This window comes from Peribacillus simplex NBRC 15720 = DSM 1321 (assembly GCF_002243645.1).
In the GTDB taxonomy this organism is placed as follows: Bacteria; Bacillota; Bacilli; order Bacillales; family DSM-1321; genus Peribacillus; species Peribacillus simplex.
In genome coordinates, this window is the sequence record NZ_CP017704.1 from 636,108 (window position 1) to 658,773 (window position 22,666).

The window sequence follows — 22,666 nt, forward strand, 5'->3', positions numbered from 1 at the left end:
AAAAGAATGGCCTAGGGACCCACTTCCCCCTTAGCCATTCTTTGTTCTTGATTATCCAGCAAAATAAAAGGACGTTCGACTTCCATTTTGTGTCGAAATGACTTGAAGCTGTGCATCGATTCGTTCTTTCAATTCCGGGACATGGGAAATTATCCCGACCAATCTTCCTGTGCTTTGTATATCCATTAATGCTTCAATCGCATGATCAAGAGATTCAGGGTCGAGCGTACCGAAACCTTCATCGATGAACATCGTTTCGAGTGAAATTCCGCCAGCATTCTGCTGGACAACATCCGCAAGACCCAAAGCAAGTGCAAGGGAGGCCTTAAAGCTCTCGCCTCCCGAAAGGGTTTTGACATGCCTCTCATGTCCTGTATATTGGTCATACACAGATAACTCCAAACCGCTCTGGATATTCCTGCGTGTAGGATCAAGCTTTCGCAACAGCTGATATCTACCGCTTGTCATTTTCAGCAGCCTTGAATTGGCTTCTTTTAGGATATCATCTAAAAAGGCAGCCAGTACATATCGTTCAAAAGTTATTTTGAAGGAGTTTTGACCTTTGGAAATCTCAGACAGATGACCGACGATACTGTACCTTTCATCCAAACTTTTCTGATCTTCCCTGATTTGCGCCAATTTCCTTTCGATTTCTTCGTTAGTCCGCTTTTCAGCCTGTAATTCATTCTGATTTTGGCGTAACGACTCCAATTCTTCATCTATGAAATCGAAAGTCTTTTTCAATCCTTCAAGATCCGGTTTTGTCACATCTTTTAATTTCATTTCCAAATCATGAAACAGACTTAAAACACTTTGCCAATTTTGATTATACTGCTGAACTTGGTCCTCCAAATTTCCAAGAGCCGCTTCCGATTTTTTTGCTGCCGTATATTCTTTATAATTGGAAAAACCTTGATTGGTCATATCCGTAATTAACTTTTCCCGTTCCTCTTTCAATTCTTTATTTAAAGCCTCTATATTTCCACTTAGGGATTCTTTTTTTGCAATGATGGCCGATTCTCTTTCCTTCACCAGTTGAAGGTTTTTTTGTGCATCTTCCAAGGCCAATTGTAAGCGTTTCTGTGTTTTTACAGCCATTTGATAAGCTGCATTATATTCTTCCTCTGTCCGTATTCCGTCTGGCAGGGAATCGGTTAATCCTGTTAGTTTTGTAGAGTTTTCAATATACCTGGTTTTCCCTTGGTCCTCTTTTCTTTCTAAAGAGATCAGATTTTCCTTAAGCTGGGATGCTTTCTCTTTTAAATCCAGCAACCTTTTTTCCAGATCATTGAATACAGATTTTTTCCTCATCAATTCTTTTAGCTGCTCTTGAAGCACTTTTCCTTTTTGTACAAACTGAAGCAAATGCTCATCAATATCTTCATACCTAAACTCCGGCATGTCATTTTGTAAGTCACTAAGCTTTTCTTGTGAAGACTCTACCAGTGCATCATATTTTGATTTCGCTTGATAATATTCACTTTCAGCTTGGCTTTTTTGTTGTTCTGCAGTTTTCAGCTTGTTTTCTTGCTCTTTCAGTTCCAAATCCGTCGGCATATGCTCATGCATTTGTGCTGGCTTTGGATGACTTTGCGAACCGCACACAGGACAATTTTCTCCAGAGTGCAGCATGGAAGCAAGCATACCCGCTTGGCCTGATCGCCAGTTTCGGTTCAGGGTTTCCAGTTTCTCCTTGTCCTGAATTTGTATTCTTTTTAACTCTTGGAATCGATTATTCTTTTCATCCAGAACTCGTTTCGTATTCTGGATTTCATAAAGAACATCTTGAAGCTTTTTAATTTTCGATAACGATTGATTATTTCTTTCTGCTTCAATTTCCTGATCACGATAAAGAACTGCCGCTTTTTCCGCTTCTGTTTTTTCTTGAGCAACTTTCTCTGATTCCGCTTCAATCGACAGATGTTCCAAAACAGTTTTTTCACGAAGTCGTTTACTAGTTTGCCACTCTTTTTCATCTAAAGTAACCTGTGCTTTTAAGCTTGCAAAAGTCATGACAGCCTCTTTTACCTGCTCAAGTTGATGAACAGTTCTGACTGCCTGCTCTCTTTGATTTTCCTTCAACATTTCCTTATCATAGGAATCCTGCTTCTCAATGCGCTCAGTCCGTAACTTCTCGGACTGCTCACTTAACTTTTGAAGTTCGGCATTCGCATCTTGTACTTGTTTGCCAATTCTCAAATAGTATTGTTCCTGCTTTTCAAGCGAAGCCGCTTTGTGTGCCATTTTTATTTGGACTTTCACTAGTTCCATTTCTGGCAGCTTTGCTTCAAGGGCCTCCTTTTCTTTTCGCAGTTTTTCTTTTTCCGAAAATCGATTTAATAAATCGACAGCTTTTGAAAGTTCTTGGTTTACTTGATCACGAGCTTTCTGCTTTTCCTGTATATGTTTATTTATATACTCATTTTTTTCTGCCGCTTGCAAAATGACTTCCTGTAACAATGGTAAGACCTGCTGTTCATTAGGCTCTTCCCCTTGTAATTGTGCCTGCAATTCTTCATGATTGCCAGCCTGGATGCCTTTCATTAATTCAATTCGCCTCTGAGCACTTTTTTCACTTTTCTTTCTTAGGATGGAAGCCTCTTCTTTTAATTTTTCTTCTATTCGTTTATAAAGTTCAGTATGGAATAATTTCTGGAGAATCTGTTCTTTATCCTTGCTGTCAGAAGTTAACAGTTTTCGGAATTCATTCTGTGGAATCATCAAGATTTGCCGGAATTGATTCGCATCAAGTCCAATGAGTACTTTGATTTTTTCTTCAACTTCCCGTACATTTGCACCCAGCAATTTTTCCCCTTCGGCCAATATCTCATATAATTCAGCCTTTGCTCCAACCGTTGTTGTTCCTTCACCTGCTTTTTTCTTGCGTTCCTGCTGCGGCGATCGGGTCACCAAATACGTTTTTCCACGCAGGGTAAATTGTAACGAGACTTCCGTCAACATATCATCTTCGGCAAACTGACTTCGCAAATCTTGCCCGCTTCGATCTTCACCGCTGGCTTTTCCATATATCGCAAAACTAATCCCATCAAATATCGTTGTTTTCCCTGCGCCTGTCTTTCCAGAAATGACAAACATGGTCCGTTCTCCAAGGGAATTAAAGTCAATGGTTTCCCTTCCTGCATATGGTCCGAATGCCTGCATCGTTAAAATATCCGGTCTCATTTCAAAGCCTCCTCTTTCTTAACAGCCTCAATTACCGAAACCATCAAATCCTGCTTTTGAGAATCAAAGTCCCGATCTGTCATTTCTTGATAAAACGTTTCAAACAGGTCCAATTCTGATTTCCGTTCATCTTTTACAGAAGAGAAGGATTTTTTTCTTCTAAGGTCGGCCAAATCCCATTTTCGCTCTAGATGTAGTACGTTCGGATAAATCTGGCGCAGGCGGTTAATAGGATCGATGAGTGCCCCCTCATCATTTAGTGTTATTTTCAAATAATCATCCCTTTTTTGCGATTGATAGAAAGCGGGATCGAGTAACTCTTCCATAACTCCTGATATTTCCCTCATATCGAACTTGGGTGCCAAAGAACGATAGCGTATATCAAAGCTTCCATCTTCTTGCATATCGACGATGGAAAGCGACTTATTCTGCTTGGCCTCAGAAAAAGAATATTTTAATAGTGATCCAGAGTAAAACACCTTTGGATGACGTATCGCGTCTGGACTATGTAAATGTCCAAGTGCCGTATAATCGAACGCATCAAATAAGTCGGATGAAACACAGCCAGAACCACCTACCGACAAGACCCTTTCTGAATCGCTCGTTTTTCCGCCTAATACAAAAGCATGTCCTACGAAGACATTCGGCTCATCCTTATTGAAATTTTCGGCAATCGTTCCTGTTATCCGCTTCATCGCTGCTTGATGTGAATGGATACTATCATCTTCAAAAAGATGGCGGACCGTCCCAGGTTCTGCATATGGAACACAATAAAAGTTTACGCCTTTGATGCGAACCGGCTCACATGTTTTTGTCAATTTCCCATGAATGTATAACTGACTATGACGATACCATGATGAACCGAATGCAAGCCTTTCCGCAGAATCATGGTTTCCCGATATCGCAACGATCGGTGTATTCATTTTCACATTAATCGTATAAAGGATTTCATCAAGAAGCTCTACCGCTTCAGTCGGCGGAACGGAACGATCATATAGATCACCGGCAATCACAACCGCATCCGGCTTTTCCTCTTCGACAATTTCTATGAATTGCAAGAGTGCATGCCTTTGGTCATCTGTCATATGTACCCCGTGAACGATTTTCCCTAAATGCCAATCAGCCGTATGGATAAATTTCATAGTTTCACTCCGTCCTAATTTTTACTTACTATTATTATATCAAAAATTTAACGAATAGCATGGTTTGGGTACAAACGTTCTAATTTTTACCACACTGCCCCACTCTTTTGAATTATTCAGAATAAAAAAAGCAAACTCCAAAAGAGTCTGCTTTTTTCCTCATTAGCTGAATAAGTGTTCATATGGACTCATATTCACCTTTCTTTCAGCTAATTTTTTTTGTAAAAATTTATGGTCACGCTTTGGTGTGGCTATGATATAGCCGCGTATCACTAAATCTTCCGTAATATCGCCCGATTTTTCCTTTAACGCCAACTCGCCGATTTTTCCCGCGATTTTATGACGTGCAACATCACGAAAAAGTTCTGGCACAGGGCTCACTAAATCTTCAAGTAATTCCTTTTGCTGCTTTGACCATAAGTGCTTTGTTTGGTCCAAATAGTATTCTTCCCAATCCATATCGGATTTCCCATCTTCTTTGGGAAATCTTTTTAGGAACTTTCGAAACATGAAAAAGCCACCTATGCTCATTAATATAATTAAAAGGGCTACCCAAAATAGAATAAACCATAAAAACCATCCACTAAGCAAAGTACCACCTCATATGTATAGAATGATCGTCACTATTATTATAGACAGTAACCCATATCTTTACAAGACTGGCAATGCAATCATTCCTGACCGTTCACTTCCAGCAAGACGAGCGAAAAATCCCCCACCGCATTTTCTTCATAGAGATTCGTGACCGAAGTTGCATAGTTAAAGATCTCTGCTCGAAACTCCTCGTTTGACTGTGGAATTTTTAAATCAAATACCATTTGATAAAGCAGTGTTGTAATATCATGATATTCACTATGTGTAACCTTGAAATTGAAACTGACTTTTCTGACTTCCTTACCTTCAGAATCCTTTACAGTTTCAGAAAGAAAATCAGTAACCTGCAGTGGAACATCGTTTAAAATGACCTCATCTACCATTATCAACATCTCCTTAAAAAAGTGGTTAAAGACATGTTATCACTAGATACTTTCAGCGCCAATTATTCAACCTTAAAAAAATAAAAAAACGTGCATAGGAAACCCGAGCACGTTTTCTTCAAATCAATTTACTTTCCCTTTTTCACGATTATACGCCATTTAGCGTCATCGATTTGCTCAAACTCCGTGATTTCATGACCTTCGGTAGCAGCCCAACGCGGAATGCTCTCCGTTGCTTGTGTACAATCGAAATTAATGATCAATTCTTCTCCTTTTGCCATGTCCACTATCGCTTCTTTTGCTTCCACTAAAGGGAATGGACATACCATTCCGGTCGTTTCCAATACTTTTGCCATTTATATTACACTCCTTGATTAAAAAATTTTTGTCTCGTACTTTAAGCCGCTTTGGATGCAGCCGCTGTCTGCTTTTGCTTACGGATAATCATGAAATAAGTTGCTACCCATGTACCCAGCAGGAAAAAGACAATTGCGATCCAACCCTGCCAAGCAAATAGCGCCGAATTCACCAGCCCATTTCCGATTGTGCATCCCCCGGCAACACTTGCACCGAATCCCATGGTTACACCGCCAATTGCATTGTTACGTAACGTTTTCATATCAGGCAAACGCCAACGGAATTCCCCGCTCCATTTGGCGGCAATGAAAGCACCAAGGAAAATACCCAATACTAAAAACGTACCCCAATCGATTAACGCATCCTCTCCTGTTATAAGGAAAGTTAGAATGTTCGCGGAAGGCGCTGTGATTCCAAGTCCGAACATTCTGCCTGTCATTGCACTTAGCGGCCATGCCATGATTGCAATAATCCCCACCAATAATGCTGTAACAAAGGGATGCCAGCGTTTCTCGAATAAGATGTGGGCCAATCCCGTTTTTTTCGGTTTCATTTTAAAGATTGGAAGTTTTGGTTTTCTCAATTCACGAAGCACCAATATGCCAACCAATAGTGTCACAATAACCACAAGCACCCATGGCGAAACATTTAATGTTTGATGAATATACGTATCACTTGTACGATAAGATAACAGATTATCTCCAGCCACTTTCCATACACCATATTTCGTCATGGCTGCCCCTAGCATATATCCAAAAAGGGCAACCCAACTTCCGATCATGCCCTCTCCGGCACGATACCATGTTCCAGTGGCACATCCTCCTGCCAGAACCATACCAATACCAAAAATAAAACCACCGACGATTGTTCCCAACCATGGAAAACCATCATTTCCAAACTGAATGACCCCTGTATCATTTAATGCATAAACACCAATACTTTGTATCGCTATAACAATAAATGTAGCTAAGAACATCCGTCCATCTTTAGCTAAAATCAAATCACGATATGCACCAACAACACAGAAACGGCCTCTTTGAAGCACAAATCCCAGCAGTAAACCACAAATAATCCCGAACACAATCATTTGTAACATGAACCGTTTCCTCCTTTAGTAAAATAATAACAATACTAATATAATATAATCCGGATGAAATTACTAGGTTTTCGGGTTAATTTTTTTATTCTCCAGGCAAATGAAAAACCTGAGTCAATGAATATCGACTCAGGTTTTTTGATTGTCCCTTTGATTAAATCATATAATACATGTATCACACCATACTACTTCCGCCAAAACTGGCTGCTTTAACTTTCTTATATTGGTAAAGCATGGCAATTCTCCACGGAACGATCATCGCAAAAGCAAGTAAGAAAAACATTCCGCTTAATACACCGATTTCAATCGTGCTTCCCAGCATCAGTTTCGCCACCAGTCGAATCACCATGAGACCAATCAATATGAATATGAACGCTTTAGAGCGCAGAATATAAATTTTTTCATCTCTAACTTCAAATTTAGATGTTTTAATCAATAAGATGGAAAACAACATCCCTGCAACAAGAGCCTCCAACAATTCGTATCGAGTCACCCTAAACATCGGGAAAATAAACATCAAAGCACCCGTACTCATAAACAGAGGCGGTAAGATTATTTTCTTTTCATTCACTGGTTTTTTCGTTTCCTTCATCCGTAACATGAAAACACCTATAGCCATCACAATCGCTATACCTGTTGATATATATATCATCTCTTAACCATCCCTTTAAACTAAAAATAGGTAAGTACCCTTAAAAATTATATATGACTTCAATTTATAAACAAAGTATATATTACCTATTTGAGATAAACAAGGAGAGTGTCATTAATTAAGCGCCATTTTGTCATCCAATACCCTGCCCTCGTCAAAAGGATTGAAGATACAATCTAGCGACCCGCCTTCTATAGCCTCGACAACCTTTTTTTGCTGACCCATGACAGAGCAGAATATAACCTTTGCAGCCTGAAATTCCTTTAACGTCATCCAGCCCGCTCATGATTGGCACGATCATATCCTTCGTTACAAGGTCAGGATTTCAAATTGAAGGTGTCATTCTCTTATACTTAGCATTACAATAGCCGTTCCTCCTCATTCAAAACAAGAGCATGCGTTAGAAATGTAATGATTTTTATATATAATTTTTTGGATATATGACTTTAGACGCCGAATCAACAGAAATGACACAAATAAAGAAAGAAATAACACACCATAAGACCTAACAGCAGGCAATCCAAATAGAATATTATTGAAAAAATAGCTTATTATGGACTAAAACCCCGTAAAGCCACCGAATAGTCTAGACAGGACTGCAATTATTTTGGTCATCCAATTAAAAAACAAAATCACACCCATTACAATCATTAAATATCCGCCAATCTTCATGATGTATTGGCTGTATTTTTTGATCCATTTCAATTTTCCGACAAAGAAGGATAATATGAAAAACGGTATGGCAAATCCTAAAATATAGGCAGTCATATAGCTCATGGCAGCACTAGGATTAGTTGCCCCCAGTGAAATAACAGCACCTAATAGCGGACCGGCACAAGGGGTCCATCCAGCCGCAAAGGCAAGTCCGATAAGAATGGAACCTATATATCCGCTAGGTCGGTTCTTAAATTCAAAACGACTGTCTTTCATCAAAGATTTCGGCTGAAAGATTCCTACTATGAATAAACCAAAAATGATAATCAGGATTGCACCAATCTGACGAATTAATTCTTTGTAATTCGCGAAAAAAGAACCTAGGTATGTCGTGCTAAAACCTATTGCAATAAAAACCAGAGAAAACCCAAGAAGGAAGAATAAAGTATGCAGCATACTTCTTCTTTGGAGCATGGCGTTCTCGGATTTGATTTCACCAACACTCATACCAGTGATATAAGATAAAAAGGCCGGATATAGCGGTAAGCAACATGGCGAAATAAAACTCAGAAAGCCCGCCCCAAATGCTAAAAACATATTAATATCATTCAAATAAGCTCACTCCTATGTATGTCAACCTATAAACATTGTAACAAATAAGATAAAAAAATACATTTATGGAACTGTGAATATTTCATGACAACCAATTGCTTATAACTGGATGGGGCAACGGATTAAGTTAACTTATTTGAATTCATTAGTCCAAGCCGATATAATTGTTATATTCATACAGATTTTACAACGGACACATAAATTAAGGGTACCTTGAATAAATGTTGGGGCCAGAAAGGAAATATAATGGCTAAAAAGAATGAATTTCTCGAACAGATTGAATTAAAGAGAAATGAACTTATCAAGATTGTCGCTAAAGATGGTTTAAACTCGCATGTTGCCGTTGAATATAGCCAGCAACTTGATCAATTATTAAATAAATATAATGAACTTTTTTATAAAACCGGTACAGGTTTTTAACTCAGTTCATCTCCCATTGATAACCACATATATTATTATATGAAATATTTTTATGTCAATCTCCCCTTTTTACATTCTTTCTCAATTTGAATACTTAGGCATGACCTTTGCTATATAAAAAAACAGGCAATCGCTAAGTGCGCTGCCTGTTTTCCTGTTTTTTCATTTAAAATAATGCATATGAATCATGTTGCAATATCAACATTGGATGTCGGTGCATAGTTTGTCACAACAAGAATAATAGGAGATCCAGCTAAGATGAAAGAACCGTCCGGAACAGATATCACAAGACTACCTTTTATAAAAAGTATAGGGAGATAATTCACGAGTAAAAGTGCAAAACTTACTAGTAAATCAGCAAAACTCACGAGTAAAAGTGTGAAATTTACGAGTAAGATATTGCAGGGGGGTATTCGTTTGAAGACCCTAATAGCGACTGTGACACCCCAAATATTTAAGTCCACCCACAGTAAGCTACTTCAAATGTTTAACGATTCAAAGTAACAAAAGCGGGAACTTTGATTATATAAAATGTAAGTTTCCTCCTTATATTACCCATTGGCTGCCAACTTGTTACAATTCGAATTTCTTCAATTGGTACACTGCTCGTGCTTCAATCAAGGATTCCGTATTGTTGTGGATAATGATTGGATATATAAGAGCTCTCGTGCACTTTGGTCTTTCCAAGACTCATAAAAAATAAATACGCCAGAATTATCTTCTGATGAATATCATAGGTGATACACCCTTCTTCTTCACGTGAAGGAGTTTCCTCCCCCCTACAGCTTCTGAAGCAGAATTTCCTCGTAATTTGATTTTGCTTGAAGTACCGCTTTAATTGTAATAGCTGACATTGAACATTCTCCCTTATTTTCTTATGCAGACGCTATTTTTCCCTCTCAAGATTTTGGGCAGTTCCCTATTATATTGTATATTTAGGAAGGTTTTTTTCATCTCATTTAATTTTCACACAAAAAAACAAAAGGAACTTCAATTATCCTCTAACCTTTATTATATTTAAAATGAAAATGATAAAAATTGTGTTTGACAAATCGCTCAAAAAATATTATATTTAATTAAAGATAAATTAATTCGAGATAACACTCTTTTTTTGATATAAATCTCGAATTAAAGATATCTAAATTAAAAATAAATTCCAGGAGGAATCATAAATGATTGGTATAGGTTTATTAGTAATACGCGTAGTAATCGGATTATCGTTTGTCGGACATGGGGCTCAAAAATTATTTGGTTGGTTTGGCGGTCATGGCTTGAAAGGTACAGGAGGCTGGTTTGATTCGATTGGTATGAAGCCAGGAGTTACCATGGCCCTATTTGCTGGTCTATCAGAGCTTATTGGCGGAGCTTTATTTGCTTTAGGTCTCCTTACACCCTTTGCAGGTATATTAATTGCACTTACAATGCTTGTTGCGATCGTTAAAGTCCATGGAGCAAATGGCTACTGGGCAACTCAAAACGGTTATGAATATAATCTTGCCATTCTTGCAGTTGCTATTGGCGTTGCGATAACCGGAGCTGGCCCATACTCACTTGATTCCTTTCTTTTTTAAGGAAATCGCTTGGGCTTGCTAATCCCTACATTATGAAAAACACGGAGTTGGATAAAGCCACTCCGTGTTTTTTTTTTCCCCATTGCTCAGAAATTTTTATATTGGTTATCAAGCTTAAAACTCGAGTAATGGATACTTCGATTATAGTGTTGAGGAAATAGAAACATAGGTTGTCCCATATTTAAATTAGATGGTTTCAATATTGAAATACAGACTACTTGTACATCACTGTTGAACAGTAATTTTCACAAATGAGTCGGAATAATGCCAATAAATTATAGAGTACTTTTGAAACCTTTCATTCCGTTCCTCCTCTTCCATTTTGATGTGGATTTTCACAGGACTAGTGCCTAAATAAAATAAAAAATGAAATTTTGGATCGAAAACCAAAGTTCCTAATTTGAAATAACATGTCTAAAAACTAAAACTCAAAATCAGGAAAAAAAGAGTACAGTAATAATGAGATTGATTATAACCTCATGTTCTTATATCTCCGTAGTGTCCTCACTGAATCAAAAAACCGCTATTTTTATAGAACTAAGTTAAATATATTCCCTCAGAGACAGTTAAAGTGCTCCTATCCCATCCTGAGGATAATAGAAATCAATGGTACTTTAATTTGTTCCTATGGCTTTCAGTATACAAATGATAGATATATAGACTCTAGTAAAAAAAAAGATCATACCTAGATAAACAATATTAATCCCCGAGTGATGACATAATCATTTACTCTTTCATAAACATTACTTCGATTAATATTTTTTAACACTTGAAAACAGGAAAATCCAGTAATAAAAAGAAAAAGGGGGCAAAATAAATGAGGCTTTTATCATTTGTGGCAGTATTTTTATTTTCTTTTAGTCTTGCTGAAGTAGGATTTGCCGAGGAAAATGGTTCAAGCGTTAGCGAAGAAAGACTGACACCAGAAGAGTTGGATTATCTTGTAAATGAAGTCGGCAATACTCAAGAAGAATCCGAGGATTTACCTGTTGAAGTTTCAAGACGATTAATTGAAGAGGAGGCTCAAGTTATAGATTCTGGATCGGGATTTATGGTTATATATGATCCAGAAGTTACTAAACCAGGGCAAATCAGCACTTTTGCATCTATCGCTGCAACAACTTTAAAACTAGGTGGAACTGTATATAAAGTAAAAAGTGATCGTTCAAAAGATGATAAATTTTATATATACGGTAACTTTCAATGGCTAAAAACACCTTCATATACTTTAGTGGATAAAATGACAATTGGTTTCCCTTCAAGTTCAGGACTGTACCTGCCAACTAGTGGAGGGAAAGTAAAACAACACCAGCACAGATATTCTCAAGATCAACAAGGAAATGGGCGTTGGATAGATTATACAATCAAGTATTCTCCAAGTAATTGGGAACCAAGTGCTGGTGTGGCTGGTTCATATGATATCAGGGCTTCTACTAGTAAAACTAAGCATAAAGGGTATATTGGACAATATGTATATGTTCCCACATCCAAAAATGGTAAAATAAACATTAAAATAACTTATGGTCATAGAAGAATTGCTGGTACACCTTCTGTGTCAGTTTATCCGGCCGGTTTATCTATTACACCAACAACAGCTACAGATACAAGGTCATATGCATTAACGCTGTCTTATTGATCTGTTGTTAGAATGGGGGAGCCATGAGGCAAATCATTATTAATTTCATTTTCATTCTAATAATATCAGTAATCTTATTTTTTATCTTTAGCTATGATGCATCTTTAGATGAACATTTTATATTGTCTCTTTTACTTATCATTACTCTGCAAATATCTTTGATATTAGCTATTCTGTTAAAAAGAAGATAACACCAGAAAGCAGCCATTATTGGTTGCACTTCTGGCGTTGAATAGCAGCTTCCTAAGTGCTGTTTAGATAGATTCTCACTCATATAAATGACCCTTCCATAAACATAAAAAACCCCGGGTAAGGAACACTTTTATATGTGTACCTTATCCGAGGTTAAATGAAAACCATTATGCTTTTTTTATTTCACTAATATATGAACGTCTATTTATTCAATCCCCGGAAACCATCCTGGAGAGTGGATGATCGCTTGCCATAATGGGTCTGGAATATCAAGTTTCTGCTGATTATCTTTGTTTATTTTTGTCACGATTTCAGCTTCCCTGCCTTGTTCCACTTTTTGTACCCATTCCGGATCGATTATGATTTCACGACCTAATGCGATTAACGGAACCCCCGATTGCAGTGCTTTGATCGCATCATCCGCTGTATAGATGGAACCAACACCAATTAAGGGAACTTGATCTCCGATACGTTCTTTAATAATCTCTATCCGAGGTCGGTCAACCTCGGCTCCCCGTCTTGCTTTCGACCAGAAATCCATCAATGAAACATGAAGATAATCCAGTTCCTTTGTTACAAGTCCATCAATTAATGCGAGTGTATCCTCCATGGTGATTCCTGGTGTTTCCGGTTCCTCCGGTGAAAAACGATATCCTACGATGAACGGAACCTTGGCATGTTCAGCAACAGCCTTTTTCACTTCATCCACAACCGCTAATGGAAAAGTCAGGCGCTTTTCAAGGGAGCCTCCCCACTTGTCTTCACGACGGTTTGAATGAGGCGAAAAGAATTGCTGTAGCAAGTAACCATTTGCACCATGAATCTCGACACCGTCAAATCCCGCTTCAATGGCACGTCGGGTGGCTTCACCAAAGTCGAGAATGATCGATTCTATTTCCTTTTCAGATAGTGGGCGCGGAACTGATTTCCCTTCTCCTTCCGATGGGATATTGCTTGCACTGACAACATCGCCATTTGGTATTAATTCCGGTGGAACCTCACGGCCGCCATGAAAAATCTGAAGAATTGCCTTTGAACCTTTCGCTTTAATCGCTGATGCCAAACGACTTAGACTAGGTATCAATTCATCCTTATCTCCGCCAAATTCCCCATGAAAACCTTTGCCATTAGCCGTCACGTAAGTACATGCCGTTATAACCATGCCGACCCCGCTTGACCGACGTTCATAATAGTTAACTTCGGCGTCGGTTACAGTCCCGTCAGGATTAGAAGAGAAATTTGTCATAGGCGCCATCACCAATCGATTTTTCACTTCTAATTTCTTTCCTAAATTGAACGATTCAAATAATGGTATATATTTAGAATTCATTTAGTAATCCTCCATTTAGTTACCCACCATGTTGGTTGGTATAAGTCCTTAAATTACAATTCACATCCGCATATTATGATAATAATCATGCATGTTTTGTGATTAATGCCGAAATGGCTTCTTTTGGCTGGAAGCCAATAGCTTGATCTACCTTTTCTCCATCTTTGAATAGAATTAGAGCTGGAATTCCCATCACTCCATATTCGCTTGTCGTATCTGAATTTTCGTCCACATTAAGTTTTACGATTTTAACCCGATCACCCATTTCCACGTCTATTTCATTAAGCACTGGGGCAATCATTTTACACGGACCGCACCACGGTGCCCAGAAATCAACCAATACTAAACCTTCCTTGATTTCATTAGCAAAATTATCATCTGTTACATGTTCTATTGTCATGATCATTTCCTCCTTGTATTATCCGAAATATTTATGGTCTTTACTCATCATCTATTTAAATCAATTTTTGCGATTCTATTTCCCGGCATAAGAAATTCTGATTTCCTCGCATTTATTTTTGGATGGATTTTGATGGATTCCAATTTACCGGATAACTCCATAAACCATGTTTCATCTTTAGAAAGTAACGCCAAATCAATTAAGGCCAAAAGATGAGTTTCATTACTGATTTCTAAATCCGGCAATTTTTCGGTCCATTTACTCGGAATCCAAATCGATTTCCCAACCGCTTTTTCATTGTCACTTTCCACCACATTCACTTTAACGATTTCTCGATTATCACTTACAGTTTCAATGAAACCATGGATAAGTTCCCCATCTCTTGATTTCCCCTGTACCCAATCCCCATTTTTGAACTGATTATTTTCAACCATTTCCTTAACACCCCTTTTATGTTCATTTAATATTCAAACTATAGTTATTAACTGTAACAATAAAATATACATTTAGGACAAAGAAAAAACTTAATCAATATCACGGACATTGTTTAATTTTTTCCAAAAAAGTGCTTAGAGTTATATCTTCTAAATATTTTTCGAAATATAATTCAGCTTCATCAAATATTTGATCCATGACTACCTGGGTATTGGAAGATATGACACATTTTTTCTCCGGATCACCTGTACACCACTTTGGTTTCAAGGTTCCATGTGAGACCGCTATATAAATATCCGCCAAACTTACCTCTTCAGGGTTACAGTCTAGAATATAGCCTCCGCCCACACCTTCTTTAGTCTTAACAAATCCCTTTTTTCTTAAGCAGCTCATCATTTTCCGAATCCTTGCCGAGTTTGTACAAACGTTTTCTGCGATAGACTCACTGCTTGCCATATGATCTGGTAAATAAGCTAAATAGACCAAACTATGCACAGCTATTGTAAAATCACTATTCACTTTATGCATCCTCCTCAAGGAGATTACTGTAATATTAATATTTACAGTTGATAATGTCAACTCAAAAGACTCAACAGGTTCGTCAACTATGTTGATTACATTATTATTGCAATTAAATCCTCACTTTACTCTTTTAATATTGCCGGAGTTAAAGACCCTTAAAAAAAGACTCGGTGTTAAAATTATCGAATAACTTAAACCTTAATTATAGATAAACTAAATTCACAATTAATGACAACGATTCAATCATTCTTTCTTCATCTTTAGATTTTACTAAAAAAAATTTTGATTCCTTTAATATTAACACATATTTTTATGGTTTATAACGGTGCGAATGATGAATATAGATCCTTTATGAAATTAATTTGGGCATCAGAAATAAAACTAACCTATATAAATACAAAAAAGCACTCGACCAATTCAGGTTATGTGCTATTCTATTATAAAGTTCATTCAAATAAAAAACACCCGATTACTCGGAAGCTTACTTAAATCAATTTTATATATTCACTGACTCTTTATTGGTTAAGTGCTTTAATAAAAAGATTATTAGAAAAGATTTTTATTTTTTACATTTACATTTGGATTTCCATTTGAATTTAGATTCCCATTTGTTGTCTTTAAATTTACATTTGTGTTCAAATTTATGTTCACATTTAGGAAACCACACCGAACAAGTATCCTCAAAGCATTTTTTTACAAAATCATTTATCATTCTAACACCCTCCTTAATACTGTATATGCATCTTTTGATAGAAGGTGTGGACAAGTATTGTTTTCTGTTTGCGTGTTTACTTTCCAAATAAAAAAGCCCTCACATAGAATGAGGATTTACCTTTTACACTAATTATTTTTTTAAATATGAGTTCTTTATAAATTTCTTCAATCAGTAAATACTGTTCTGCTTTTATCTATTTATTCCAAAACAAAAACCACCTTTACTGAACCATTCATTCAGAAAAAGTGGCTTAAGAAACAAAAATGAAAGATAAACCAAAATTTTATATAAAATCGGTGGAAAGATTCAGTCTAAACGGATCAACCATTTCGATATTATATAAAATTTTGCATCCAATCTTCCAAGAACATTGATATATCAGGGTTTATGCTATCTTATTTTGTTTGTTGTTTATTCATGGCGCTCATCATTTGATTAATTTTCTTTTGGGATGGTTTCATACCCATTTGCATCATCATCATTTTCAACATCTGTTCGTTAATTGGCGGATTTTTCTTTAAGTAATCCATCATGTATTTACGAGCGATGAAAAATCCCAGCACTACTCCAGCAATCAATGCCAGTACGCCAACTAGAATGTAAACCCACATACTATTTCCTCCTTCGTGTTGTCTAACATCAGTGTACTAGACCAAAGGTTATTATACAATACCCGCTACCGAAAAGTCCCCCATTTAGACAAATTTTCTTTCTTTTATCGGTTTTAACCAACCGTATTTTTCATGTTCAAAATCAATGGCCAGAAAACTCGCTTCATATTTTCGAATACTTTCAAAGAAAGCCGTCTCAGCTTCATAGTCTCCTTCAGCTTTAAGAGTAATGGACTCATTCTGAATGATTAAAACGGCTTTACTTGACCCGTTTGTTTTTTCTAAATAGTATTTTCCATTTTGAGCCCAATAATTCATCTTTTTTTGCAAACGTTGTTCAATAGCTAGCTGCAACTGGATAATCGGGACTGTTTTGGTGACATATTCGATTTGTTTTTGCAAAATACTCTTCAGTCTGCCCCTTGCTTGAATATACTCCAAAAACAAATTGAAAAATAGCTTTTCTCTTCCATAATAATGATGGGCAAATTCATCTTCGATTAAATAAATCTGATAGGTTCTCATCAGCCAATGCCTCCTAGCTTTCCTATTTTGGTCACGAAAACGTCTAACCACCAGGACAATCTCCACCATTTTCCACTATTGATAACTTTCCCCTTTAACTGACACATTTAAACGAATTTTATTTATTCTCATTATATATTGACAAACTAAAAAGATATGTTGTTTGCTGGAGAAATTTTCTTCTTTTTTTGTCGAATGGAAGATTTCCTTTAGAATAGAACACATTCTATATAAAATAGGAATGTTTTTGTTAAAAAAACTGACACCAAGTTAGTTGGTGTCAGTTCCCCATTACTATTATTTAAGCATTTCCTTAACACGAGCAACTACATTTTCTACAGTGAAACCGAATTCCTCCATGATTTTACCGCCTGGTGCAGAAGCTCCAAAATGATTAATGGCCAATATTTCACCCTCATCACCTGCATAACGATCCCAACCAAATGGTGAAGCCAATTCGATAGCTAGACGTTTTTTCACTGCCGGATTGATTACGCTTTGTTTATATTCTTTAGATTGAGTTTCAAATCGATCCCATGATGGCATGCTGATTACCGAAACATCAATTCCTTCGTTCGCTAAAGCTTTCTGTGCTTCCACAGCCAAGTTCACTTCGGAACCAGTCGCAAGAAGTAACGCATCGGCTACTTCTTTCTTAGAAGCAGAGATGATGTATGCCCCTTTTGAAACACCTTCATACGCAGTTTCGGAAGTGTCTTTTATTGTTGGCAACCCTTGACGAGTCAGTACAAGAGCAGTTGGTTTATTTGTAGACTCCATTGCCACTTTCCAGGCTGCTGCAGTTTCATTGCCATCAGCTGGACGGATTACCCCTAGGTTAGGCATTGCACGCAATGCGGCTAATTGTTCAATTGGCTCATGAGTCGGTCCGTCTTCCCCTACAGCTATGCTGTCATGAGTGAATACATAGTTTACAGGCAATCCCATTAGTGCTGCCATTCTTATGGCAGGACGTAGATAATCAGAGAATACGAAGAATGTTCCTCCGTATACTTTTAGTCCACCATGAAGTGCCATTCCATTTAAAGCCGCACCCATAGCGAATTCACGTACACCGAACCATATATTACGGCCACTGTAATTACCCGGTAATAGATCAGTCTCACCTTTGATGGCAGTATTATTAGATCCGGCTAAATCCGCAGAACCCCCAATGAAGCTAGGAACCTTTTTGGCAATCGCATTCAGTACTTCCCCACTTGATGCACGGGAAGCTAATGTCTTACCTTCTTCATAGACCGGAATTTCCTGATCCCATTCAGCAGGCATTTCACCTTTGATGGCCAGCTCCAATTGCTGTGCTAACTCAGGATGTGCTTCTTTGTAATTTTTGAACAATTCATTCCAAGCTTCTTCTTTTTGAGCGCCTGCATCAACAACAGCTTCATTGAAGTGTGAATACACTTCTTCAGGAACATGGAAGTCCTCTTCGAATGTCCATTTATATGCTTCTTTTGTCAATTTCAGCTCATCTGCACCAAGCGGAGCGCCGTGAACAGCAGATTTACCTGAACGATTTGGTGAACCGTAACCAATAACCGTTTTCACTTCGATTAATGTTGGGCGTGCATCGTCGGTTTTCGCTTCTTCAATCGCTTTAGCAATTTCCTGAAGATCATTCCCATCCTCAACGCGGATATATTGCCATCCATAAGATTTGAACCGGTCTGCCACGCTTTCACTAAATGATTGACTTAAGTCGCCGTCAAGGGAAATATCATTAGAATCATATAAAACAACAAGTCTTCCGAGTTGTAGATGTCCAGCTAATGAAGCTGCTTCTGCAGAAACGCCTTCCATTAAATCTCCATCTCCACAAATGCTATATGTATAATGATCGACTACATTATAAGAATCGCGGTTATAGCTTTCTGCCAAGTGACGTTCTGCCATTGCCATTCCGACTGCCATTGCGATACCTTGTCCAAGCGGCCCGGTAGTTGCATCTACACCAGCCGTATGTCCGTATTCAGGATGTCCTGGAGTTTTACTGCCCCATTGGCGGAAGCCTTTCAAATCATCGATAGATAAGCCATAGCCCGATAAATGAAGAAGACTGTATAACAGCATAGACCCATGACCAGCTGAAAGAACAAAGCGGTCTCTATTAAACCAATCTGGATTTTTAGGGTTATGGTTCATATATTCGGTCCATAGTTTATACGCCATCGGCGCTGCACCCATTGGCATACCTGGATGGCCAGAATTAGCCTTTTCAATTGCATCAATCGATAATGTACGAATCGTATTAATAGAAAGTGCATCTAATTTATCTAACATATCGTAAAAACATCCCTTCCTGTAATGTACCTCTTTATATTATAGTGACAAGCATAATATCACAACTAAAATCACCATTTACTGCCCTAATATTACAATTTTCTAGAAATAAGAGAAGTCCCCTATTTAGATTAAACTAAATAGGAGAATACATACATGAATGCACTCTCTTTTCATTCCTAAATGCTAATAGAATCCTCAAAGGGAATTTTCCATCAGAAGAATCCAAGAATTAATGTAAATTTCTTTTTTCTTTTATATTTTTTATCTTTTGAGGAGTGACGTCATTACCTTCTGGATCAACGACTTTCACATGCTCCAACGTATCGGTCATGGACTTTCTGAAAGTTTCCAAATACTCACTTCTCAATTGAGTTTGCTCTTTCGCCTCAGCTTCCGTCAAACCTTCAGCCTTTGCCTTTTTAGAAAGTTCATTAATACGGGCTATTTTTTCTTTTGATAACATAATTTCGCTCCTTCATAATCTGCGGATATTGTCATGGTATTAAAAAAAAAGCGAAATTACAAGTTCTATGATTTACTTTCCTTTGTATTCATTTGATGTTCGAGAAAACGCCTGTTCACAGTAGCCTTAGATACATTGTATCCAAAGCCCCTTAATGTGGCTGCGATTTCTGAGAATGTCAATCCATTGGCCCGAAGTTTAATAATTTCTTCAATAGGAATCTCCATGCGGTCCCTTCCAGTGGAATTCCTTTGATTATGAAGATTTTTTTGAGGACGGTACCCTTTTTCAACGGCTCTTATCATCCCGCGCTTTATTTTAAGATTATGTAGTTTCCTTTGATATTCTTCTACAATACCGACTATCTGGATGACCATGGCATCCGAATCCGATAACTCAAGCTCCCCATCGTGTGAGAGCGTATAAATTTTCACATCTTCTTTAAGGATGACATGGAAAAGGGCTATTTTGGCATTCCCTCTTCCCAGTCTTGTTTCGTCCTGGATTAATAGTACTTCAGCTTCTTTGGTTTTAAATAGTTCGAGCATGTCAAAAATACCATCCCGATTCAACTCATAACCACTTGCCTGTTCTTTAATTATGGAAACAACTTCCACATCCATCTTTTCTGCCAATTTGACTAATTCATCTTCCTGCCTTGCCAATGATGTTTCCTGTGACTCTTTTTCTGTGCTGACCCTACAATAGATTACCGCCTTCATAATACCCTACCTTCACTACTTACTGCTCACTGGCCAAATTCTGGACAAGTTCTTCCCCTTTAACCGGTATGACGATGACTTGACCAGGTTTTATCGAATCCGCCATGACTCCATTATGCTCTTCTATCCAACCAATGAATTCTTTTTTTGTCAAATTTGCTTCTTCATATTCTTCGGCAATTCCCCATAAGGTGTCACCTTCACTTACTTCTATAGAAAGGAAATCTTTTTTTTGATCATTGTTCAATGTACAAGAGAATAAAATTGAAAAGATGAATACTGATCCCGCTAATAGAATCGTATAAATATAATTTTTGTATAATTTTTTCATAAATATCCCTCCAAAGCGAATGTTCGTTCGTATGTTATGGTAAAATTATAATACGAACGTTTGTTTCAGTCAACAACAAAATTCGAACTTATGTTTGTATAGAGTTGGGGGCCATGCTATAATGTAGCAAAGAACATTGGGGAAGAGGTGCACAAATGACTAAACTATCAAAACGGCAGCAAGATATTCTTGATTTCATTAAAGAAGAGGTCCGCCAAAAAGGGTATCCACCTTCCGTACGGGAGATTGGCGAAGCAGTGGGACTTGCTTCAAGTTCAACAGTACACGGACATTTATCCCGCCTGGAAAGTAAAGGCCTGATTAGACGTGACCCAACCAAGCCAAGGGCCATTGAAATAATGAATTCGGAGGAAGCGAACAATATTCCCAAAGCCAATGTCGTGAACGTGCCGTTACTTGGAAAAGTAACAGCGGGCATGCCAATAACCGCCATTGAGAACATAGAAGAATACTTTCCGCTTCCCGAAAGCATGGTTCCACATGATGACCATGTATTCATGCTGGAAATCATGGGTGAAAGTATGATCGAAGCAGGAATTCATGATGGAGATTATGTCATCGTGAAACAACAAAGCAGTGCCAATAATGGAGATATCGTCGTGGCCATGACGGAAGATGATGAAGCCACTGTAAAACGATTCTTTAAGGAACCGGACTACATAAGGCTTCAGCCTGAGAACTCAAATATGGAACCAATTATTTTACGAGATGTTTCGATACTTGGAAAAGTAATAGGCTTATATAGACAAATACACTAAAAGCGCTAACCGCGCTTTTTTTGTTTGTTTAATTTATGTCCCAAATTCTCTCAATATGCATATGGAAGAGTAGATTTTGAAATATTTTTTAATAGAATCAAGTTTTCCATGGGAATATTAACCTCCTTTATAACGGATGAAAGGTGTCTTGATATATGTACTTTCGAAAGAAAACCTATTTCAAATAAAAAAGGAGAGCGGTAAATTACCGCTCTCAGTCAAAATTCATTTCACTCTTAATCTTTGGTTCACTTTAATAAGGTTAAAGTCGATCAAGCCATTCCACTGTTGTATCTACACTTGTGTCGAACCATATGCCTTTGCAAGCCCTGAGACTGAATCCCCCTTTTTGACAATATGATAAACCTCTTCGATGCTTACATCATATTTAGTTAAATCGCTTGTTTCGATTAGGTTTACCAGTTTTTCTATATATTTCGGGTCCGAGGCGTAGCCCGAATCGAATATTGCTTTGAGTGCTTTTTTGTAATCTTTTTCTCCAATGACAGCAGTATATAGACCTCTATTCCACGAAGTCCCCTTTTCATATAGATTGGCAAGATCTCGAAGACTTTCTTCCCAAGTTGGGTATTTTCTGAATTTGTTCCATACTTGAACGGGCACACCGTTGACATATTCCATTGTTTGAATAATGACAGACTCTCCCTTAAAGTCACCTTGTACCAAATATATTTTTCCTTGATTTGCTAATAAGCTTGTCCCATTTCCACTCTCCAAACAAGCTTGTGCAATGACAACAGAAGGTAAAATTTTAAATTCCTTTTGAATTTCTGGGCATAAGGAGCAATTTCCTTAATAAACGTTTCCTTGCTCATAAGAACCTCCCATTATTAGAATCACTTTATTTTTTACTCTAAACTATGGGAAAGTTACAGCTTGTCCAACAAAGAAAGTTCGGAAAATTGTATTTACCTAAAGTGGCTCGCTCCGCGTCTTATTAAAACCATTACAGAAAAAGACGTCAATCCAGAAAATCAATGGATTTATGGATTTTAAATTGAACTCTGAAAATCTTC

General features: G+C 37.5%; 25 protein-coding genes. 4 read left to right on the forward strand and 21 right to left on the reverse strand.

Annotation, left to right across the window (positions count from 1 at the left end):
* Positions 1 to 51: 51 nt before the first annotated feature.
* The 9 genes from BS1321_RS02865 to BS1321_RS02900 all read right to left on the reverse strand — a co-directional run bounded on the left by BS1321_RS02865 (position 52) and on the right by BS1321_RS02900 (position 8,673).
* Positions 52 to 3,183, reverse strand: coding sequence for an AAA family ATPase (locus tag BS1321_RS02865; RefSeq protein WP_063234663.1), 3,132 nt, complete (start codon positions 3,181 to 3,183; stop codon positions 52 to 54).
* Positions 3,180 to 4,325 carry an exonuclease SbcCD subunit D gene (locus tag BS1321_RS02870; protein ID WP_063234662.1) on the reverse strand — a complete coding sequence of 382 codons (1,146 nt, stop codon included), beginning with the start codon at positions 4,323 to 4,325 and terminating at the stop codon, positions 3,180 to 3,182. The genes BS1321_RS02865 and BS1321_RS02870 overlap by 4 nt, the downstream gene beginning before the upstream one ends.
* Before the next feature lie 162 nt (positions 4,326 to 4,487).
* Positions 4,488 to 4,916 carry a DUF2621 domain-containing protein gene (locus BS1321_RS02875; RefSeq protein WP_063234661.1) on the reverse strand — a complete coding sequence of 143 codons (429 nt, stop codon included), beginning with the start codon at positions 4,914 to 4,916 and terminating at the stop codon, positions 4,488 to 4,490.
* A gap of 80 nt (positions 4,917 to 4,996) precedes the next feature.
* Positions 4,997 to 5,302 carry a DUF3219 family protein gene (locus BS1321_RS02880; protein ID WP_063234660.1) on the reverse strand — a complete coding sequence of 102 codons (306 nt, stop codon included), beginning with the start codon at positions 5,300 to 5,302 and terminating at the stop codon, positions 4,997 to 4,999.
* Between the two features lie 128 nt (positions 5,303 to 5,430).
* On the reverse strand, positions 5,431 to 5,658 hold the full coding sequence (locus BS1321_RS02885; RefSeq protein WP_048685981.1) for a sulfurtransferase TusA family protein: 228 nt from the start codon (positions 5,656 to 5,658) through the stop codon (positions 5,431 to 5,433).
* 41 nt (positions 5,659 to 5,699) lie between these two features.
* Positions 5,700 to 6,755: a YeeE/YedE family protein gene (locus BS1321_RS02890; RefSeq protein ID WP_174524184.1), complete on the reverse strand. Its 1,056-nt coding sequence runs from the start codon at positions 6,753 to 6,755 to the stop codon at positions 5,700 to 5,702.
* A gap of 175 nt (positions 6,756 to 6,930) precedes the next feature.
* Positions 6,931 to 7,407 (reverse strand): CcdC family protein, encoded by a 477-nt coding sequence (locus BS1321_RS02895; RefSeq protein WP_063234659.1) that lies wholly within the window; start codon positions 7,405 to 7,407, stop codon positions 6,931 to 6,933.
* A gap of 114 nt (positions 7,408 to 7,521) precedes the next feature.
* Entirely contained in the window at positions 7,522 to 7,680 is a 159-nt protein-coding gene (locus tag BS1321_RS27310; protein WP_155726496.1) for a response regulator, read from the reverse strand.
* A gap of 285 nt (positions 7,681 to 7,965) precedes the next feature.
* Positions 7,966 to 8,673, reverse strand: a complete 708-nt coding sequence (locus BS1321_RS02900; RefSeq protein WP_063234658.1) for a cytochrome c biogenesis protein CcdA — start codon at positions 8,671 to 8,673, stop codon at positions 7,966 to 7,968.
* 246 nt (positions 8,674 to 8,919) lie between these two features.
* Between BS1321_RS02900 and BS1321_RS02905 the strand changes: the two genes are divergently transcribed.
* The 3 genes from BS1321_RS02905 to BS1321_RS02915 all read left to right on the forward strand — a co-directional run bounded on the left by BS1321_RS02905 (position 8,920) and on the right by BS1321_RS02915 (position 12,300).
* The gene (locus tag BS1321_RS02905) at positions 8,920 to 9,093 is read left to right on the forward strand and encodes an aspartyl-phosphate phosphatase Spo0E family protein (protein ID WP_076368851.1); all 174 of its coding nucleotides are present in this window, start codon (positions 8,920 to 8,922) and stop codon (positions 9,091 to 9,093) included.
* A 1,172-nt stretch (positions 9,094 to 10,265) separates the two neighbouring features.
* Entirely contained in the window at positions 10,266 to 10,664 is a 399-nt protein-coding gene (locus BS1321_RS02910; protein WP_063234657.1) for a DoxX family protein, read from the forward strand.
* A gap of 817 nt (positions 10,665 to 11,481) precedes the next feature.
* A complete protein-coding gene (locus tag BS1321_RS02915) occupies positions 11,482 to 12,300 on the forward strand; it encodes a hypothetical protein (RefSeq protein ID WP_063234656.1) in 819 nt (272 codons plus the stop codon).
* 397 nt (positions 12,301 to 12,697) lie between these two features.
* Here BS1321_RS02915 and BS1321_RS02920 read toward each other — a convergent pair whose 3' ends face one another.
* From BS1321_RS02920 to yneA, 10 genes are all read right to left on the reverse strand, one after another.
* A complete protein-coding gene (locus BS1321_RS02920; protein WP_063234655.1) occupies positions 12,698 to 13,822 on the reverse strand; it encodes an NADH-dependent flavin oxidoreductase in 1,125 nt (374 codons plus the stop codon).
* Between the two features lie 85 nt (positions 13,823 to 13,907).
* On the reverse strand, positions 13,908 to 14,222 hold the full coding sequence (gene trxA / locus BS1321_RS02925) for a thioredoxin (protein WP_063234654.1): 315 nt from the start codon (positions 14,220 to 14,222) through the stop codon (positions 13,908 to 13,910).
* 47 nt (positions 14,223 to 14,269) lie between these two features.
* Positions 14,270 to 14,656 (reverse strand): IDEAL domain-containing protein, encoded by a 387-nt coding sequence (locus BS1321_RS02930; protein ID WP_063234653.1) that lies wholly within the window; start codon positions 14,654 to 14,656, stop codon positions 14,270 to 14,272.
* Positions 14,657 to 14,756: 100 nt separating this feature from the next.
* The gene (locus tag BS1321_RS02935; protein WP_063234652.1) at positions 14,757 to 15,176 is read right to left on the reverse strand and encodes an RrF2 family transcriptional regulator; all 420 of its coding nucleotides are present in this window, start codon (positions 15,174 to 15,176) and stop codon (positions 14,757 to 14,759) included.
* Between the two features lie 1,113 nt (positions 15,177 to 16,289).
* On the reverse strand, positions 16,290 to 16,505 hold the full coding sequence (locus BS1321_RS02940; protein WP_034312934.1) for a YneF family protein: 216 nt from the start codon (positions 16,503 to 16,505) through the stop codon (positions 16,290 to 16,292).
* 84 nt (positions 16,506 to 16,589) lie between these two features.
* On the reverse strand, positions 16,590 to 17,030 hold the full coding sequence (gene sirA, locus BS1321_RS02945) for a sporulation inhibitor of replication protein SirA (RefSeq protein ID WP_063234651.1): 441 nt from the start codon (positions 17,028 to 17,030) through the stop codon (positions 16,590 to 16,592).
* A 297-nt stretch (positions 17,031 to 17,327) separates the two neighbouring features.
* Positions 17,328 to 19,331, reverse strand: a complete 2,004-nt coding sequence (gene tkt / locus BS1321_RS02950; protein ID WP_063234650.1) for a transketolase — start codon at positions 19,329 to 19,331, stop codon at positions 17,328 to 17,330.
* A 232-nt stretch (positions 19,332 to 19,563) separates the two neighbouring features.
* The gene (locus BS1321_RS02955) at positions 19,564 to 19,797 is read right to left on the reverse strand and encodes a DUF896 domain-containing protein (protein ID WP_063234649.1); all 234 of its coding nucleotides are present in this window, start codon (positions 19,795 to 19,797) and stop codon (positions 19,564 to 19,566) included.
* A 65-nt stretch (positions 19,798 to 19,862) separates the two neighbouring features.
* Positions 19,863 to 20,519 carry a YneB family resolvase-like protein gene (locus BS1321_RS02960; protein ID WP_063234648.1) on the reverse strand — a complete coding sequence of 219 codons (657 nt, stop codon included), beginning with the start codon at positions 20,517 to 20,519 and terminating at the stop codon, positions 19,863 to 19,865.
* Between the two features lie 19 nt (positions 20,520 to 20,538).
* Positions 20,539 to 20,850, reverse strand: coding sequence for a cell division suppressor protein YneA (yneA, locus tag BS1321_RS02965; RefSeq protein WP_063234647.1), 312 nt, complete (start codon positions 20,848 to 20,850; stop codon positions 20,539 to 20,541).
* A 155-nt stretch (positions 20,851 to 21,005) separates the two neighbouring features.
* Between yneA and lexA the strand changes: the two genes are divergently transcribed.
* Complete coding sequence (gene lexA, locus BS1321_RS02970) at positions 21,006 to 21,629, forward strand: transcriptional repressor LexA (RefSeq protein ID WP_063234646.1); 624 nt, start codon at positions 21,006 to 21,008, stop codon at positions 21,627 to 21,629.
* 294 nt (positions 21,630 to 21,923) lie between these two features.
* On the opposite strand, the gene BS1321_RS02975 is transcribed toward lexA, so the two are convergent.
* Together BS1321_RS02975 and BS1321_RS28475 are read right to left on the reverse strand one after the other, a co-directional pair.
* Positions 21,924 to 22,367 carry a glucosaminidase domain-containing protein gene (locus BS1321_RS02975; RefSeq protein ID WP_232522762.1) on the reverse strand — a complete coding sequence of 148 codons (444 nt, stop codon included), beginning with the start codon at positions 22,365 to 22,367 and terminating at the stop codon, positions 21,924 to 21,926.
* Positions 22,337 to 22,465: a hypothetical protein gene (locus BS1321_RS28475; RefSeq protein ID WP_257790337.1), complete on the reverse strand. Its 129-nt coding sequence runs from the start codon at positions 22,463 to 22,465 to the stop codon at positions 22,337 to 22,339. The genes BS1321_RS02975 and BS1321_RS28475 overlap by 31 nt, the downstream gene beginning before the upstream one ends.
* Positions 22,466 to 22,666 lie beyond the last annotated feature (201 nt).

Coding starts and splice junctions, on each gene's coding strand:
- BS1321_RS02865 (WP_063234663.1), bottom strand. CDS start 3,183: ATGAGACCGGATATTTTAACGATGCAGGCATTCGGACCATATGCAGGA.
- BS1321_RS02870 (WP_063234662.1), bottom strand. CDS start 4,325: ATGAAATTTATCCATACGGCTGATTGGCATTTAGGGAAAATCGTTCAC.
- BS1321_RS02880 (WP_063234660.1), bottom strand. CDS start 5,302: ATGGTAGATGAGGTCATTTTAAACGATGTTCCACTGCAGGTTACTGAT.
- BS1321_RS02885 (WP_048685981.1), bottom strand. CDS start 5,658: ATGGCAAAAGTATTGGAAACGACCGGAATGGTATGTCCATTCCCTTTA.
- BS1321_RS02890 (WP_174524184.1), bottom strand. CDS start 6,755: ATGTTACAAATGATTGTGTTCGGGATTATTTGTGGTTTACTGCTGGGA.
- BS1321_RS02895 (WP_063234659.1), bottom strand. CDS start 7,407: ATGATATATATATCAACAGGTATAGCGATTGTGATGGCTATAGGTGTT.
- BS1321_RS27310 (WP_155726496.1), bottom strand. CDS start 7,680: ATGACGTTAAAGGAATTTCAGGCTGCAAAGGTTATATTCTGCTCTGTC.
- BS1321_RS02905 (WP_076368851.1), top strand. CDS start 8,920: ATGGCTAAAAAGAATGAATTTCTCGAACAGATTGAATTAAAGAGAAAT.
- BS1321_RS02910 (WP_063234657.1), top strand. CDS start 10,266: ATGATTGGTATAGGTTTATTAGTAATACGCGTAGTAATCGGATTATCG.
- BS1321_RS02915 (WP_063234656.1), top strand. CDS start 11,482: ATGAGGCTTTTATCATTTGTGGCAGTATTTTTATTTTCTTTTAGTCTT.
- BS1321_RS02920 (WP_063234655.1), bottom strand. CDS start 13,822: ATGAATTCTAAATATATACCATTATTTGAATCGTTCAATTTAGGAAAG.
- trxA (WP_063234654.1), bottom strand. CDS start 14,222: ATGACAATAGAACATGTAACAGATGATAATTTTGCTAATGAAATCAAG.
- BS1321_RS02930 (WP_063234653.1), bottom strand. CDS start 14,656: ATGGTTGAAAATAATCAGTTCAAAAATGGGGATTGGGTACAGGGGAAA.
- BS1321_RS02940 (WP_034312934.1), bottom strand. CDS start 16,505: ATGTGGGTTTACATTCTAGTTGGCGTACTGGCATTGATTGCTGGAGTA.
- sirA (WP_063234651.1), bottom strand. CDS start 17,030: ATGAGAACCTATCAGATTTATTTAATCGAAGATGAATTTGCCCATCAT.
- tkt (WP_063234650.1), bottom strand. CDS start 19,331: ATGTTAGATAAATTAGATGCACTTTCTATTAATACGATTCGTACATTA.
- BS1321_RS02955 (WP_063234649.1), bottom strand. CDS start 19,797: ATGTTATCAAAAGAAAAAATAGCCCGTATTAATGAACTTTCTAAAAAG.
- BS1321_RS02960 (WP_063234648.1), bottom strand. CDS start 20,519: ATGAAGGCGGTAATCTATTGTAGGGTCAGCACAGAAAAAGAGTCACAG.
- yneA (WP_063234647.1), bottom strand. CDS start 20,850: ATGAAAAAATTATACAAAAATTATATTTATACGATTCTATTAGCGGGA.
- lexA (WP_063234646.1), top strand. CDS start 21,006: ATGACTAAACTATCAAAACGGCAGCAAGATATTCTTGATTTCATTAAA.
- BS1321_RS28475 (WP_257790337.1), bottom strand. CDS start 22,465: ATGAGCAAGGAAACGTTTATTAAGGAAATTGCTCCTTATGCCCAGAAA.